Origin of the sequence: Cellulomonas telluris (genome assembly GCF_004886325.1) — a bacterium.
Classification (GTDB): domain Bacteria; phylum Actinomycetota; class Actinomycetes; order Actinomycetales; family Cellulomonadaceae; genus Cellulomonas; species Cellulomonas telluris.
Genome location: NZ_QXFN01000003.1, coordinates 270,063 through 284,432 on the forward strand (window position 1 = coordinate 270,063; position 14,370 = coordinate 284,432).

Genomic DNA, 14,370 nt, shown 5'->3' on the forward strand with positions numbered 1-14,370 from the left:
GGCGCGGCGTGATCGTCGGCGTCGGCATCGACGTCGTCGACGTCGCGCGCTTCCTCGCGACCCTCGAGCGCGTGCCCGCCCTGCGGGCGCGCCTGTTCACCCCCGACGAGCGGGACCTGCCCCCCGCGTCGCTGGCCGCGCGGTTCGCGGCGAAGGAGGCGATCGCGAAGGCGCTCGGCGCCCCGCCCGGCATGAGCTGGCAGGACGCCACGGTGCGGCGCGTCGCGGGTGCGCAGCCGGTCGTCGAGATCACCGGGACCGTGCAGGCCCGCGCGCAGGAGCTCGGCGTGGACCGGTTCCACCTGTCGATCTCGCACGACGCCGGCATCGCCTCGGCCGTCGTCGTCGCCGAGCGCGACGCCTGACCGGGCCGGGGCCGGACGCACGACGCCCCGGCGCCCGCCGCGGGGGAGCGGGCGCCGGGGCGTCGGGTCGGTGGGTCAGCGCAGGTGCGGGACGACCTCGCTCGCGAACAGCTCGATGCCCGACCGGTCGTAGGCCGCCTCGGCGAAGTACGTGATGGCGTAGGTCATGCCCAGCCCCTGCAGCTCGCGCAGCTTCTCGACGATCTGCTCGGGGGTGCCGACGAGCGGTCCGGTGCGGAACTGCTCCGCGACCTCGTCCGCCTTGGCGGGCACGGTGGCGGCGTAGTGCTCGCGCACCCACGCCAGCCGGTCCGCGACCTCGCTCTCGGTGCGGCCGATCACGACGTTGTAGTTGGCCGAGCGGGTGATCTCGTCGAAGTCGCGGCCCAGCTCCTCGCAGTGCCCGCGCAGCACCTGCGACTTGTGCGCGAAGCCCTCGGGCGTGCCGTCGAAGTTCGTGTACGCGGCGTGCTGCGCGGCGATCCGCAGCGTCTTGCGCTCGCCGCCGCCCGCGATCCACAGGGGCGGGCCGCCGGCCTGCAGCGGCAGGGGCGACAGCTGCGCGCCGTCCACCTGGTAGTGCGTGCCGTCGAGCGTGGCGGTGCCCTCGGTCCACAGCTGCCGGAAGATCTGCACGCCCTCGTCGAGCATCGCGATCCGCTGGCCGGCGGTGGGGAAGCCGTAGCCGTACGCGCGCCACTCGTGCTCGTACCAGCCGGCGCCGATGCCCATCTCCACGCGTCCGCCGGACACGTGGTCCGCGGTCGTGGCGACCTTCGCCAGGTAGGCGGGGTTGCGGTACGCCATGCACGTGCACATCTGGCCGAGCCGGACACGGTCGGTCACCGCGCCGAACGCGGTGACGAGGCTCCACGCCTCGTGCGTCGCCTCGCCGTTCGGCTCGGGCACGGCGTGGAAGTGGTCGTAGACCCAGATCGACTCGAACGCGTCGCCGGCGTCCGCCCACTGCGCGAGGCCGCGCATGACGGGCCAGTGCTGCTGGGGGTCGATGCCGGTGAGGTCCTGCCGCCAGCCCTGGGGGATGAAGAGTCCGAAGCGCATGCCTCGCACGCTATACCGGGGTGCCGGCGGGCCACGGCCGGGGCCGGGACCGCGCACCCGGCGGGTGCCGGTCGCACCCCGTGCGGGCGCGGGCCAGGATGGTCGGGTGCTGCTCTCCCACGACCCCGAGGACGTCCGCGCCGCCGAGGAGCCGCTGCTCGCCGCGGGGGTGCCGCTCATGGACCGGGCCGCGTTCGCCCTCGCGGTACGGACCGCCGAGGTGCTGCGGGCGGTGCGCGGGCGCGTCGGCGGGGCACGCGTCGCGCTCCTCGTCGGCGCGGGCAACAACGGCGGCGACGCGCTGCACGCCGGCGCACGTCTCGCGCGGCGCGGCGCCCACGTCACGGCCCTCCTGGCGGCGTCGGAGGTGCACCCCGGTGGGCTCGCGGCGCTCGTCGGGGCGCACGGGCGCGTGGTGCGGGCCGACGGGCTCACGGCCGACGGACCGGGGCGTCAGCGGGACGCGGTCGACGCGCTGCTGACGTCGGCCGACGTCGTGCTCGACGGGCTGCTCGGCATCGGCGCCCGCGGCGGCGGCGTGCGGGGTGCGGGCGGCGCGCTCGTCGACGCCCTCGCGCGGGCCCGGACGGCGGGCGCCGGTCCGGTGGTCGTGGCCGTGGACGTCCCGTCGGGCATCGGCGTGGCCGACGGCACGGCCGCGGGCGCGGTCGTGCGCGCGGACCTCACGGTGACGTTCGGCACGGCGAAGCCGGGGCTGCTGCTGCCGCCCGCAGCCGCGGCGGCGGGGGCGGTCGAGACCGTGGACATCGGGCTGGCGCTGCCGCCGCGGCCGGCCGTCGCGCGGCTGGAGGCCGCGGACGCCGCGCACCTGTGGCCCGTGCCGGGCGGCACCGCGCAGAAGTACTCCCGCGGCGTGCTGGGCGTCGTCGCGGGGTCGGCCGCCTACCCGGGTGCCGCCGTGCTGTCCGTCTCGGGCGCCCTCGCGGCCGGTGTGGGCATGGTGCGGTACCAGGGGGACGCGGCCGCGCAGGTGCTCGCCGCGCACCCCGAGGTCGTGGTCGGGACGGGCCGTGTCCAGGCCTGGGTGCTGGGCTCGGGCGTCGCGCCCGACGACGAGGCGCAGCGGGACCGCGTCCGCGACGCCCTCGCGCACGCGGTCGAGCACGGGGAGCCGGCGGTCGTGGACGCCGGTGCGCTGGACCTGCTGCCGGACCGGGTGCCGGCCCACGTCGTCCTGACGCCGCACGCGGGCGAGCTCGCGACCCTCCTGCGCGCGCTCGGCGACGACGTGAGCCGCACCGACGTGGAGGCCGCACCGCTCACGCACGCCCGTCGCGCGCACGAGCTGACCGGCGCGACGGTGCTGCTCAAGGGAGGGGTGACGGTCGTCGTCGGGCCGTACGGCACCGTCTACGCGCAGGCCGACGCGCCGGCCTGGCTGGCGACCGCGGGCGCCGGCGACGTGCTGGGCGGCGTGCTCGGCGCCGTGCTGGCCGGCCGGTCGGCCGACGCCCTCGAGGACCCGACGCTGCCCGCCGCGCTCGCGGCGCTCGCGGCCCTCGTGCACGGGCGCGCCGCGCACGAGGCGAACCCCGGCGGTCCCGTGGCCGCGTCGGACGTCGCCGCGGCGGTGCCCGCCGTCGTGCGCGCCCTGGTGGAGGCGTGACGGCTCGGAGCGGCCCGGGCGCGGGCGGTGCGGGCGAGGACCCGCCCGTCCCGCCGCTGCACCCGGACCTCGCCGCCCGCGTCGACGCCCTCCTCGCCCGCGGCGGACGCCGGCTGCTGGGGCTCGCGGGCCCCCCGGGCGCGGGCAAGTCCACGCTCGCCGCGCAGGTCGCGGCGGCGTACGGGGAGCGCTGCGTGGTCGTCCCGATGGACGGCTTCCACCTCGCCCAGAGCACGCTCGAGCGCCTCGGCCGTGCGGACCGCAAGGGCGCTCCCGACACGTTCGACGCCGACGGCTGGGTCGCGCTGCTGCGCCGCCTGCGCACGCCCGAGCCGGCCCGGACGGTGTGGGCGCCCGAGTACCGGCGCGACCTGCGGCACGGCGTCACGGGTGCGGTCGCGGTCCCGGCGGACGTGCCGCTCGTGGTCGTCGAGGGCAACTACCTGCTGCTCGACGCGCACGGGTTCGGGCCGGTGGCGGACCTGCTGGACGAGTCGTGGTTCCTGGCGCCGGACGACGAGGTGCGCCTGGCACGGCTGGTCGCCCGGCACGAGCGCTTCGGCAAGTCCCCGCAGGCGGCGCGGGCGTGGTCGACGGGTCCGGACGAGGCGAACGCGCGGCTGGTCGCGGACGGCGCGTCGCGCGCCGACCTGGTCGTGACGCCCGACCTGCTCGGATGAGCGTCGCGGCGGTGCCGCCGGCGGGCGCGCCCGCGGTGAGAGACTGGCGCCCGTGAACGACTTCCCGGCACGCGCCGTCGTCGACCTCGCCGCGGTGCGCCAGAACGTCCGCTCCCTCGCCGCCCACGCACCGACCGCCCAGGTGATGGCCGTCGTCAAGGCCGACGCGTACGGGCACGGGCTCGTCCCCAGCGCGTCCGCCGCGGTCGCCGGCGGCGCCACCTGGCTCGGCGTCGCGCAGGTCGACGAGGCCCTGGAGCTGCGGCGCGCGGGCCTCACCGGTGCGCGCGTCCTCGCGTGGCTGTACACGCCCGGTGCCCCGCTGCGCGAGGCGGTCGAGGCCGACGTCGACCTCGCGGTCGCGGCGCCGTGGGCGCTCGACGCCGTCGCCGCCGCGGCCCGCGCCGCCGGCCGCACCGCGCGGCTGCACCTCAAGGTCGACACGGGGCTGGGCCGCAACGGGCTGGTGCCGACGCAGCTGCCCGACGTGCTCGCCCGGGCGCGCGCCCTCGGGGCCGAGGGCGTCGTCGACGTCGTCGGCGTGTTCTCCCACCTCGCGCTCGCCGACGACCCCGGCAGCCCGGTGGTGCGCCGCCAGGCCGTCGTGTTCGCCGAGGCCGTCGCCGCCGTCGAGGCCGCCGGCGTGCGTCTCGAGGTGCGCCACCTCGCGAACGCGGCCGCGACCCTCACGGACCCCGCGCTGCACTGGGACGTCGTGCGCCCGGGCATCGCCGTCTACGGGCTGTCGCCCGTGCCGCAGGTCGGCGGGCCGGACGCGTTCGGGCTCGTGCCGGCCATGACGTACGAGGCCGAGCTCGCGACGGTGAAGGCCGTCCCCGCGGGGACGGGGGTGTCCTACGGGCACCAGTACGTCGTGCCGCACGACACCGTGCTGGGCATCGTCCCGGTCGGGTACGCCGACGGCGTGCCGCGCCACGCGTCCGGCACCCAGGACCGCCCGGGCGGGCCGCTGCAGGTCGGCGGACGCCGGCTCGGCGTCGCGGGCCGCGTGTGCATGGACCAGGTCGTCGTCGACCTCGGTCCCGGCGCGCGCGAGGCCGCCGGGGACCGCGTCGTCCTGTTCGGACCCGGCACCGACGGCGAGCCGACGGCGCAGGACTGGGCGGACGCGGCCGGCACCATCGCCTACGAGATCGTCACACGCGTCGGTGCCCGGGTGCCCCGCACGTACGTCGACCCCGAGCGCGGCACGGCCGTCCCGGCGGCCGACGCGGCACGCGCGTCCGTCGCGGTCCCGACGGGAGGTCTCGCGTGAGCGCGGACCACGTCGTGCGCCTGCCGGACGCCGACGCGACCCGGGCGTGGGGGCGCGCGCTCGCGGGCGTCCTGCGCGCGGGTGACCTCGTGGTGCTGTCGGGCGACCTCGGGGCCGGCAAGACGACCCTCACGCAGGGCCTCGGCGAGGGGCTGAACGTGCGGGGGCAGGTCGCGTCGCCGACCTTCGTGATCGCGCGCGAGCACCCGCCCCTGCCGCGGCCCGACGGCACCCGGGGGCCCGCGCTCGTGCACGTGGACGCCTACCGCCTGGGCTCCTTCGACGAGGTCGAGGCGCTCGACCTCGACGCGAGCCTCGAGGAGGCCGTGACGGTGGTCGAGTGGGGCGAGGGCTGGGTCGAGCCGCTGGCCGAGGACCGGCTGGAGGTGCGGCTCGCGCGGCCGCACGGCGGGCTCGGCGCGGGCGACGACGTGCAGGACGCCGCGGCGGGCGAGCGGGTGCTCACCGCACGCGGCCTGGGGGAGCGCTGGCGCGGGGTGGAGCTGCCCGGGGCGCCGGTGGTGACGGAGGAGGACGCGTGACCTGGTTGGGCATCGACACGTCGGGCGACGTCGCGGTCGCGCTCGTGCGGACGGACGGCACCAGCCGGACCGTCGGCGACGACGCACCCCGCCGGCACGTCGAGCAGCTCGCGCCGTTCGTGCGCGACGTGCTCGCGGCGGAGGGGCTGGGCGTCGGCGACCTGCAGGGGATCGCCGTGGGCACGGGCCCGGCGCCGTTCACGGGCCTGCGGGTGGGGCTGGTCACCGCGCGCGTGCTGGGCCTGGCGCTGGGCGTCCCGGTGTGGGGCGTGCCGAGCCACGACGCGCTCGCCGCCGCGGCGGCCGACGTCCTCGACGAGGGCACGCCGCTGCTGGTCGTGACCGACGCGCGCCGCCGCGAGGTGTACTGGACGGCGTACGACGTGCGCGACGGTGCGGCCGTCGTGGTCGGCGGCCCCGACGTCGCGGCGCCGGCGGACGTGCCGCGCCGCACCGGCGAGGTGGTCGTGGGCGGCGGCCGGGACGTGCACCCCGAGGTCTTCGGCGCGGTCGAGACGCCGGCGTCCGACCGGGCCGCGGGCCTGCGCGCGCCGGACCCGGCTCTGCTCGTACGGCTCGCCGTCGCACGGTCCGCGGCGGGGGAGCCGCTGCCGACCGAGCCCTTGTACCTGCGTCGACCGGACGCCCAGCCCCCGACCGCCCGCAAGCGGGCCCTGGCGTGACGGCGGCCGCACCGGAGCCGTCGGCGGCCCGCGCCGTCTCGGTGCGGCCGCTCACGCCCGCGGACCTGCCGGACCTCGTCCGGATGGAGGGCGAGCTGTTCGGCGCGGGTGCCTGGTCCGCGCAGTCGCTGCGCGAGGAGATCGCCGGGCCGGGCCGCACCTACGTGGGCGCCGAGCTGCCCGACGGCCGGCTCGTCGGGTACGCGGGGACGTGGTTCGACGGGTACGACGTGCAGGTGATGACCGTCGGGACGGACGCCGCCCACCAGGGCCGCGGGATCGGACGGCTCCTGCTGGTCCACCTGCTCGACCGCGCGCGGGAGACCGGCGCCGAGGCCGCGCTCCTCGAGGTGCGCGTCGACAACGACCCGGCGATCCGCCTGTACGAGAGCCTCGGTTTCACCCGCCTCGGCCGCCGCCGGGGGTACTACCAGCCCGAGGACGTCGACGCCTGGACGATGCGGCTCGCCCTGCGCTGACCGCCGGGCGCCGCGCCCACCACCCGAGGAGGACGTGATGAGCGACGGACCCGCACGACGCGTGCGCGCGCCCGAGGACGCGCAGGCCCTGCGGCGGGCCGTGCTCGTCGACGCCGACGAGCTCGCCGCGCTGCTCGCGGACGACGACCCGCCGCTCGTGCTCGACGTGCGGTGGGCGCTCGGGCGCACCGACGGGCGCGAGCGGCACCTCGCGGGGCACGTGCCGGGGGCGGTGTACGTCGACCTCGACACGGAGCTCGCGGGGCCGGCGAGCCCGGCCGACGGACGGCACCCGCTGCCGGCGCTCGCCGACCTGGAGCAGGCCGCCCGCCGGTGGGGGCTGCGCGAGGGGCAGGCCGTCGTCGCCTACGACGACGCCGGCGGCACGTCCGCGGCCCGCGCCTGGTGGCTGCTGCGGTGGGCGGGCGTGCGCGACGTGCGGCTGCTGGACGGCGGCCTCGCGGCGTGGACGGCCGGCGGGCACGCGGTCGAGGCGGGGGACGTGCTGCCCGAGCCCGGGGACGTCGTGCTCGCGGTCGGCGGGCTGCCGACGGTCGACGCGGACGGTGCGGTGGCGCTCGCGGCCGACGGCGTCCTGCTCGACGCTCGCGCCGTGGAGCGGTACGCGGGGGAGAGCGAGCCCGTCGACCCGCGTGCGGGCCACGTGCCCGGGGCCGTCAGCGCGCCGACCACCGGCAACCTCGGCGCCGACGGGCGGTTCCTCGCGGCCGACGCGCTCGCCGAGCGCTTCGCGGCCCTCGGCGTCCCGGCGTCCGGCGCGGTCGGCGTCTACTGCGGCTCCGGGGTGACGGCCGCGCACGAGGTCGTCGCCCTCGCGACGCTGGGGGTCGAGGCCGCGCTGTACCCCGGGTCCTGGTCCCAGTGGTCCCACGACGCGCGACGGCCGGTGGCCACGGGGCGCTGAGGCGGCCGCGGCCACCGGCCGGGTCCGTGCGGGGGTGCGTCAGACCGTGCGGGCGACCTCGTCCCACTCCAGGCGCGGGGCACGCGCGTGGTGGGTGCCCTCGCCGTCGGGCCAGCCGACGTTGAGGACCATGAGGCTGCACCAGCCGGTCCCCGCGAGCAGGTCGTCGTCCACGCCCGCCTTGTCGAAGCCGCCCATCGGCCCGACGCCGAGTCCGGCGGCCCGCAGCCCGACCACGAGGTAGCCGGCCTGCAGCCACGCGTTCTCCCGTGCGGTGCGCTCGGCGCTCTCGGCGTCGGCGGCGAACACGCCGGCGAGCTGCGGGGCGTGCGGCGTCAGGCGGTCCATGTGCCGGTGGAACCCGGGGTCGGCGGCGACGACGAGCGTCAGCGGTGCGGCGAGCACGCGCTCGCGGTTGCCCTCCGCCATGTGGGCGGCGAGGCGGGCGCGCGCCTCGGGGGAGCGGACGATCAGCAGACGCAGCGGCACGGTGTTCAGCGCGGTGGGACCCCAGCGCACGACGTCGTGGACCTGGCGCACGAGCGCCTCGGGGACGTCGCGGTCGAGGAAGCGCGCGACGCTGCGGGCGTCGCGGAACAGCCGGTCGGCGACGTGGGCGTCGACGCCGGCGCTGTCGGGGTCGAGGGCGGCGAGGTCGTCGATCAGGTCGGTGCTGGTCATGCAGATTTCAACCACCTGCCGTCCCGTGCCCATGCCCGCCGGGCCCGTGACGCTCGTCACCGCCGGCCGCGCCCCGCCGGACGCCCGGCCGGTTGGGGTCCGCGCCCCGCGCGCGCCTATCCTGGACGCCGTGAGCGAGCCCCTCGTCCTCGGGATCGAGACCTCCTGCGACGAGACCGGCGTCGCGCTGGTCCGCGGGTACGACCTGCTCGTCGACGCCGTGGCGAGCTCGGTCGACGAGCACGCGCGGTTCGGCGGCATCATCCCGGAGATCGCCTCCCGGGCCCACCTCGAGGCCATGGTGCCGACCATCGAGCGCGCCCTGGCCACCGCCGGGGTCACGCTCGCCGACGTGGACGCGGTCGCGGTGACGGCCGGTCCCGGCCTGGTCGGGCCCCTGACGATCGGCGCGGCCGCCGCGAAGGCGCTCGCGATCGGCCTCGGCAAGCCGCTCTACGGGGTCAACCACGTCATCGGTCACGCGGTCGTCGACGAGCTCGTCGACGGTCCCTTCCCCGAGCGGGTGCTGGCCCTCGTCGTGTCCGGCGGGCACTCGTCCCTGCTGCGGATCGACGACACGGTCCGCGTCACCGAGCTCGGGTCGACGCTGGACGACGCCGCCGGCGAGGCGTTCGACAAGGTGGGCCGCCTGCTGGGCCTGCCGTACCCCGGCGGCCCGCACATCGACCGCCTGGCCCGCGAGGGCGACCCGGAGGCGATCCGGTTCCCGCGTGGCCTCACGGCGCCGAAGGACCAGGCGAAGCACGCGACCGACTTCTCGTTCTCCGGCCTCAAGACCGCGGTCGCGCGGTGGGTCGAGGCCCGGCAGGACGCGGGCGAGCAGGTCCCGCTGCCCGACGTCGCCGCGTCCTTCGCGGCCGCGGTCGCGGACGTGCTCACGGCGAAGACGATCGCGGCCTGCCGGCGCGAGGGCGTCGACACGCTGGTCGTCGGGGGCGGCTTCTCGGCGAACTCCCAGCTGCGCGACATGGCCGCGCAGCGGTGCGCCGAGGCCGGCATCACCCTGCGGATCCCGCCGATCCGCTACTGCACCGACAACGGCGCGATGATCGCCGCCCTCGGCTCCGCCGTGGTGCGCCGCGGCCTGCCGCCGTCCCCGCTGGACCTGCCGGTCGACTCGACGATGCCGCTCACGCAGGTCCTCGTCTGAGGTCCGGCGCACGGGTGCCCCGCAGCCCGGGCGTGCGCACCGCGGACCGGCGACGTCGACCCGCTTCAGGTGACGCCGCGGGCTGCCGACTCTCCGTAGGTGCCCGTCAGCGCCCCGCAGCCCCTCGTCGTCGCGGCACCGGCCCTCCTGCGGGAGGTGCGCCTCGTGCTGCTCGTCACCGTCGTCGTGGCGGCGCTCGTCCTGCTGCTCGTCCCGTCGCTGCGTGACCGGCTCATGGGCGAGTGGCTGGTCCACCACCTCGCCCGGCGGTACCCGCGCGAGCGCCGTGCCCAGTTCCGGCGCGACCTGCGCGCAGCCGCGCGGGGTGGCCCGTTCGTGCCGCTCCCGCCCGGTACCGACCCCTCGGTCCCGACGACCCGGGTCGAGGTCCCGCCGCTCGGCGACGGGCGGCCCGGCGAGCGGTTCCTCGCACCCGGGCCGGCCGACCAGCGCGGCGGCACGCTGTCGGAGGACGGCTCCCGGCAGGACGCCGTCGTACCGCTCGGGCCGGGACGTGCGCTGCTGGTCGTGTGCCTCGGCCGGGTGGGGCGAGCCTCGGCCGCCGGTCCGCTCGAGGTGGCGAGCGACCGGCCGGGCATGCACCGGGCGCTCGCCTCGCCGGACGTGCGGCACCTCGCCGACGTCGAGCGCGTCGCAGGGCCGGACGGGGCACCCGCGTGGCGGGCGACGTACGCGGTCGGCAACGCGGTGGTGACGGACACGCACGTCGACCGGGACGGCTGGGCGTTCGTCGTGGGGGTGCTGCGCCGCGCCGGCCAGAGCGACCTCGACGGGCTCGCCGACGCGGTCCTGCGCACCTGGCAGTGGCTCCCGGACGAGCCCGGGCGCCCGACCACGCACGCGGCCGTCGACCTCCCGGCGGACCCGGCCGCGACGCCCGGCGTGCTCACCGTGCACGGGCACGACGGCCGCCCGGTCGCCCGCTGCCGGTGCGCGGCGCCCCCGACCGCGTGGGACGTCCCGGCGCCGGACGGCACGTGGACGGCCGCGTACGTGCGGCTGACCCCGACCGCGTCCCTCACCGTGACCTCGGCGCCGGGTGCGCTCGACGGGGGACGGGCGGCGCGCGCGCACCTCGACTCGCCGCCCGTGCTGCCGTTCGGGCCGGACGTCGTGCCCCTGCGCGAGTCGCTGCCCGTGCGGACGGCGGCGGGGCCGGCGTGGGCCCGTGCATTCCGCGTGGGCTCTGGGCGCGTGCGGGGCGAGGTCCGGCTCGACCGGGGGGACCGGACCTGGGCGTGGTTGCTCACGCACGCGCCCGGCGAGGAGGCGCAGGTGCGCCCGGCCCTGGACGCGGTGCTGGCGTCGTGGGAGTGGCTGGACGGCGGGGCCTGAGCCCGCGCGGTCAGGCGACCGGGTCGCCCGCCCACAGGCGCCACACCCGGGCGCCCAGCACGAACCCCACGGCGGCCAGCACGGCGGCGACGGCGACCGCCTGCCACCCGAGGGTCCACGCGAGCGCCACGGAGTCGTCCGTCGACGTGGCCGTGACCGGCGAGCCGAGCCACGTCAGCTCGGCCGTGCCGCCCCCGACCGCCTCGAGCGCGTCGAGGGCGCCGAAGGACCACGCCAGGGCGAGGTAGAGCGGCAGCCCGACGCCGAGCAGGGTGCCCACGAGGGCGCCGGTGCTCCACCGCGGCCGGGGCCGGTCGAGCTCGGCGAAGTAGCGGGCGGCGAGACGGCGCGGCGGGCCCACGTCGCGCAGGGCGGCGCGCGTCCCGACGCGGGCCGCGTCGTCGCGCAGCGCCGCACGCAGGTCCGCGCGGATCTGCTTGCCCTCGCGCCGCGGGTAGTCCTCCATGGCGGCGGCGAACCGCAGCTCCCACAGCCGCAGGCGCAGCCGGTCCGCGAGCGGCGGACGCACGGGCACGGTGGTCGTGGTCATCGGGGTCCTCCGGGGGCGGGAACGGGTGCGAGGGCGGTGCCGGGGTCGTCCGGACCGGGCGGGCCGCCGCGGTCCGGGACGTAGGGGTACGTGTCCGGGCCGGGGACGGCGGACAGCAGCCCCTCGCTCGTGCGGACCAGGTCGCGCCACGCGTCGCGGCGGCCGGCGAGGGCGAGGGTGCCGGGAGCGCTGAGCCGGTAGTACTTGCGCGCGGGACCGCTGTCGGACGGGACGAGGCGCGACGTGACGAGCCCCTCGCGCTCCAGGCGCGTCAGGACGGGGTAGAGCGTCCCGGTGGACAGCTCGTCGAGCCCCGCCTCGCGCAGGCGGACGACGAGCGCGTAGCCGTAGGCCTCCTCCTGCGCGAGGGCGGCGAGGACGAGCATGGGCAGCACGCCCTTGAGGAGCTGGGGGTCCCGCGCGTCGGCCACGCAGGGACGGTATCGCCTGCTAGCAGGTGATGCCAACTAGCAGGCTATGGCGACCTGCGGCGGGGTCGTGTCGGACCGTCAGAGCGGGCGACCGGCCCGCATCTCGGCGAGCAGCGCGCGCACGACCGGCTCGAGCTCGCCCGCGTGCCGCCGCGCCACGGCGCGCTGGCGCTGGTACGACGCCCCGCGGCGCAGGATGACGCGCACCTGCTCGAGCTCCTCGCTGCAGCCGAGGCGCTCCGCCACCGGGGCCAGCGTCGTGAGCCACCGGCCGACCGACTCGGTGACGAGCTCCTCGGCGCCCTCGGCGTCCGTGATCACGATGGCGTCCATGCCGTAGCGGGCGGAGCGCCACTTGTTCTCCTGGACGAACCACGGCGGCATCGCCGGCACCGGCTCGCCCGCGTCCAGCAGGGAGGAGAAGTGCTCGACGAAGCAGTGCGTCAGCGCGGAGATCGCGGTGACCTCGAGCAGATTGGTCGCGCCGTCGGCGATGCGCATCTCGAGCGTGCCGAACCGGGGGGAGGGGCGGACGTCCCAGCGGACCTCGTCGACCTGGTCGATCACCCCCGTGTGCATCATGTCGCCGACGTACTGCTCGAGCTCCTCCCACGCCCGCAGCTGCGGCGGCAGGCCCGCGGTCGGCAGCTGCTGGAACAGCAGCGCGCGGTTCGACGCGTAGCCGGTGTCCTTGCCGGCCCAGAACGGCGACGACGCCGACAGGGACTGGATGTGCGGCAGCACGGTGAGCATCGCGCGCTGCAGCGGCAGGACCTTGTCCCGGTCCTCGATGCCCACGTGCACGTGCACGCCGTAGATGAGCATCTGCCGGCCCCACCACTGCGTGCGGTCGATCAGGGTGGCGTAGCGCTCCTTGTCGGTGACGCGCTGCGTCGCCCAGTTGGCGAACGGGTGCGTGCCGCCGCCCATGACCTCGATGCGCAGCGGCTCCGCCGCGGCACGGACCTCCTCGAGCGCCCGGCTGAGGTCGGCCCCCGCCTCCCCGACCGTGCGGCACTTGCCGGACGAGATCTCGACCGTGTTGAGGAGCAGCTCCGAGGTGATGTGCGGGTGGTCGGTGCCGTCCTCCGGGCGCACCGCCTCGAAGATGGCCTGGGCCGCCTGGCGCAGGTCGCCCGAGTCGACGTCGACGAGCGCGACCTCCCACTCGATCCCCACCGTGGACCGCTCGGAGTGCGCGAACGGCAGGCGGACCGGCGCGGCCATCAGACGGGCTCCACCACGAGGACCCGCTGCTGCCCGGCGACGCGCGTCAGCACGATCGTGCCCTCGGCGCCGCCGCGCAGGTCGAGCTGCCGGCGCAGCGTCTCGGGCACCACGGCGGTGCCCCGCTTCTTGATCGTCAGCCGCCCGACGCCCCGCTCGCGCAGGTACGTGCGCAGGCGCTTGAGGCCGAACGGCAGGTCGTCGAGCACCCGGTAGGCGGTCACCAGCGGGTCCGGGGTCAGGGCGTCGGCGGTCACGTAGGCGATCGTGGGGTCCACGAGCCGTCCGCGCACCCGGTGGGCGACGGTGCCGACGAGCCCGGCCCGGATCACGGCGCCGTCGGGCTCGTAGAGGTAGGCGCCGACGGGGCCGACCGGGGGAGCGGCGTCCTCGCCGTCGGGGTCGGCGCGCAGCGTGTGCGCGACGCCGCCGGCCTGCAGGACGAGCGCCGTCCGGCCCGGCCCCTCGGGGGCGAGCGGCCCGAACCACAGGCCGACCTCGACGACGTCGCCGTCGACCGACACCCACTGCGCCTCCGCGTCGACCGGCAGGTCGCGGTGCGCGATGCCCGGGCCCAGCTTGAGCCCGAGGGCGGGGACCGTGGCGCGCGCCGCGAGGACGGCGTCGAGCGGCGGCGCGTACGCCTGCGGGTCGAAGACCCGCCGGCCGGTCCCGGTGCGTCGGGCGGGGTCCGCCCACACGCCGTCCACGCCCTCGGCGACCAGGTCGAGCGCGAGCCCGTCGCCGTGGCGCACCTCCACCTCGGGGAACGCCCGCAGGTTGACCGTGGCCAGCGCGGCCGTGGTCTCGTCGACGTCGGTCGCGACCACGCGCAGCCCGACGCCGGCGAACGCGAGGGCGTCGGCGCCGAGACCGCAGGTGAGGTCGGCCACGTGGGTGCAGCCGGCGTCGCGGAACCGGCGGGCGTGGTGCGCCGCGACCTCCAGGCGTGTCGCCTGCTCGAGGCCGGCGGGCGTGAAGAGCATGCCGTCGGCGAAGTCGCCGAGCTTCGCGCGCGCCTTCGCGCGCAGGCGCGACTGGGTGAGGGCCGCGGCCACCAGGCCGGGGTCGAGCCCCTCGCGCTGCAGCCGCTCGGCGAGCGGGAGCGCGAGGCGCTCGTCGTAGGGCGGCAGCGCCTGCAGCAGCGCCCACCCCTCGGGGTGCAGCAGCTTGGCCAGCCCGGCGAGGTCCACACGCCCAGCCTGCCACGCCCCGTGCCCCACGACGCGCTGGCACTCCGGTTGACCGAGTGCTAACGCGTTCCTAGAGTGACGGTTGGCACTCTCCTGGTGAGTGTGCCAACCGTGCCAGTGGC

16 protein-coding genes are annotated in these 14,370 nt (G+C 77.6%); 10 read left to right on the top strand and 6 right to left on the bottom strand.

Annotated features, from left to right (window positions below; genetic code table 11):
* Positions 1-8: 8 nt before the first annotated feature.
* Positions 9-365: a holo-ACP synthase gene (locus FB586_RS10140; RefSeq protein ID WP_136519202.1), complete on the top strand. Its 357-nt coding sequence runs from the start codon at positions 9-11 to the stop codon at positions 363-365.
* A 75-nt stretch (positions 366-440) separates the two neighbouring features.
* Here the strand turns inward: FB586_RS10140 and FB586_RS10145 are convergent, their stop codons facing one another.
* Positions 441-1,427, bottom strand: coding sequence for an LLM class F420-dependent oxidoreductase (locus FB586_RS10145; protein WP_136519203.1), 987 nt, complete (start codon positions 1,425-1,427; stop codon positions 441-443).
* 106 nt (positions 1,428-1,533) lie between these two features.
* Between FB586_RS10145 and FB586_RS10150 the strand changes: the two genes are divergently transcribed.
* Genes FB586_RS10150 through FB586_RS10180 form a run of 7 tightly spaced genes read left to right on the top strand, consistent with a single transcriptional unit; the run spans position 1,534 to position 7,639 of the window.
* The gene (locus tag FB586_RS10150) at positions 1,534-3,054 is read left to right on the top strand and encodes a bifunctional ADP-dependent NAD(P)H-hydrate dehydratase/NAD(P)H-hydrate epimerase (RefSeq protein ID WP_246036683.1); all 1,521 of its coding nucleotides are present in this window, start codon (positions 1,534-1,536) and stop codon (positions 3,052-3,054) included.
* On the top strand, positions 3,051-3,734 hold the full coding sequence (locus FB586_RS10155) for a nucleoside/nucleotide kinase family protein (RefSeq protein WP_370741063.1): 684 nt from the start codon (positions 3,051-3,053) through the stop codon (positions 3,732-3,734). The genes FB586_RS10150 and FB586_RS10155 overlap by 4 nt, the downstream gene beginning before the upstream one ends.
* 52 nt (positions 3,735-3,786) lie before the next feature.
* Entirely contained in the window at positions 3,787-5,010 is a 1,224-nt protein-coding gene (alr, locus tag FB586_RS10160; RefSeq protein WP_136519205.1) for an alanine racemase, read from the top strand.
* Complete coding sequence (tsaE, locus tag FB586_RS10165) at positions 5,007-5,552, top strand: tRNA (adenosine(37)-N6)-threonylcarbamoyltransferase complex ATPase subunit type 1 TsaE (protein ID WP_136519206.1); 546 nt, start codon at positions 5,007-5,009, stop codon at positions 5,550-5,552. The genes alr and tsaE overlap by 4 nt, the downstream gene beginning before the upstream one ends.
* Positions 5,549-6,235, top strand: coding sequence for a tRNA (adenosine(37)-N6)-threonylcarbamoyltransferase complex dimerization subunit type 1 TsaB (tsaB, locus tag FB586_RS10170; protein WP_136519207.1), 687 nt, complete (start codon positions 5,549-5,551; stop codon positions 6,233-6,235). The genes tsaE and tsaB overlap by 4 nt, the downstream gene beginning before the upstream one ends.
* Entirely contained in the window at positions 6,232-6,714 is a 483-nt protein-coding gene (rimI, locus tag FB586_RS10175) for a ribosomal protein S18-alanine N-acetyltransferase (RefSeq protein ID WP_246036684.1), read from the top strand. The genes tsaB and rimI overlap by 4 nt, the downstream gene beginning before the upstream one ends.
* A 37-nt stretch (positions 6,715-6,751) precedes the next feature.
* A complete protein-coding gene (locus tag FB586_RS10180) occupies positions 6,752-7,639 on the top strand; it encodes a sulfurtransferase (RefSeq protein WP_136519208.1) in 888 nt (295 codons plus the stop codon).
* A gap of 39 nt (positions 7,640-7,678) precedes the next feature.
* Here FB586_RS10180 and FB586_RS10185 read toward each other — a convergent pair whose 3' ends face one another.
* The gene (locus tag FB586_RS10185; protein WP_136519209.1) at positions 7,679-8,320 is read right to left on the bottom strand and encodes a malonic semialdehyde reductase; all 642 of its coding nucleotides are present in this window, start codon (positions 8,318-8,320) and stop codon (positions 7,679-7,681) included.
* Positions 8,321-8,450: 130 nt separating this feature from the next.
* On the opposite strand from FB586_RS10185, the gene tsaD reads away from it, so the two are divergent.
* Both tsaD and FB586_RS10195 read left to right on the top strand, forming a co-directional pair.
* On the top strand, positions 8,451-9,491 hold the full coding sequence (gene tsaD, locus FB586_RS10190; protein ID WP_136519210.1) for a tRNA (adenosine(37)-N6)-threonylcarbamoyltransferase complex transferase subunit TsaD: 1,041 nt from the start codon (positions 8,451-8,453) through the stop codon (positions 9,489-9,491).
* 99 nt (positions 9,492-9,590) lie between these two features.
* Positions 9,591-10,847, top strand: a complete 1,257-nt coding sequence (locus FB586_RS10195; protein WP_136519211.1) for a hypothetical protein — start codon at positions 9,591-9,593, stop codon at positions 10,845-10,847.
* A gap of 10 nt (positions 10,848-10,857) precedes the next feature.
* On the opposite strand, the gene FB586_RS10200 is transcribed toward FB586_RS10195, so the two are convergent.
* The 4 genes from FB586_RS10200 to FB586_RS10215 form a co-directional block, all read right to left on the bottom strand.
* Positions 10,858-11,397: a hypothetical protein gene (locus tag FB586_RS10200; protein WP_136519212.1), complete on the bottom strand. Its 540-nt coding sequence runs from the start codon at positions 11,395-11,397 to the stop codon at positions 10,858-10,860.
* Positions 11,394-11,828, bottom strand: a complete 435-nt coding sequence (locus FB586_RS10205) for a PadR family transcriptional regulator (RefSeq protein WP_136519213.1) — start codon at positions 11,826-11,828, stop codon at positions 11,394-11,396. The genes FB586_RS10200 and FB586_RS10205 overlap by 4 nt, the downstream gene beginning before the upstream one ends.
* 78 nt (positions 11,829-11,906) lie before the next feature.
* Entirely contained in the window at positions 11,907-13,055 is a 1,149-nt protein-coding gene (locus tag FB586_RS10210; RefSeq protein WP_136519214.1) for a glutamate--cysteine ligase, read from the bottom strand.
* The gene (locus FB586_RS10215) at positions 13,055-14,248 is read right to left on the bottom strand and encodes a class I SAM-dependent methyltransferase (protein WP_136519215.1); all 1,194 of its coding nucleotides are present in this window, start codon (positions 14,246-14,248) and stop codon (positions 13,055-13,057) included. Before FB586_RS10215 ends, FB586_RS10210 begins: the two co-directional genes overlap by 1 nt.
* Positions 14,249-14,370: the final 122 nt, after the last annotated feature.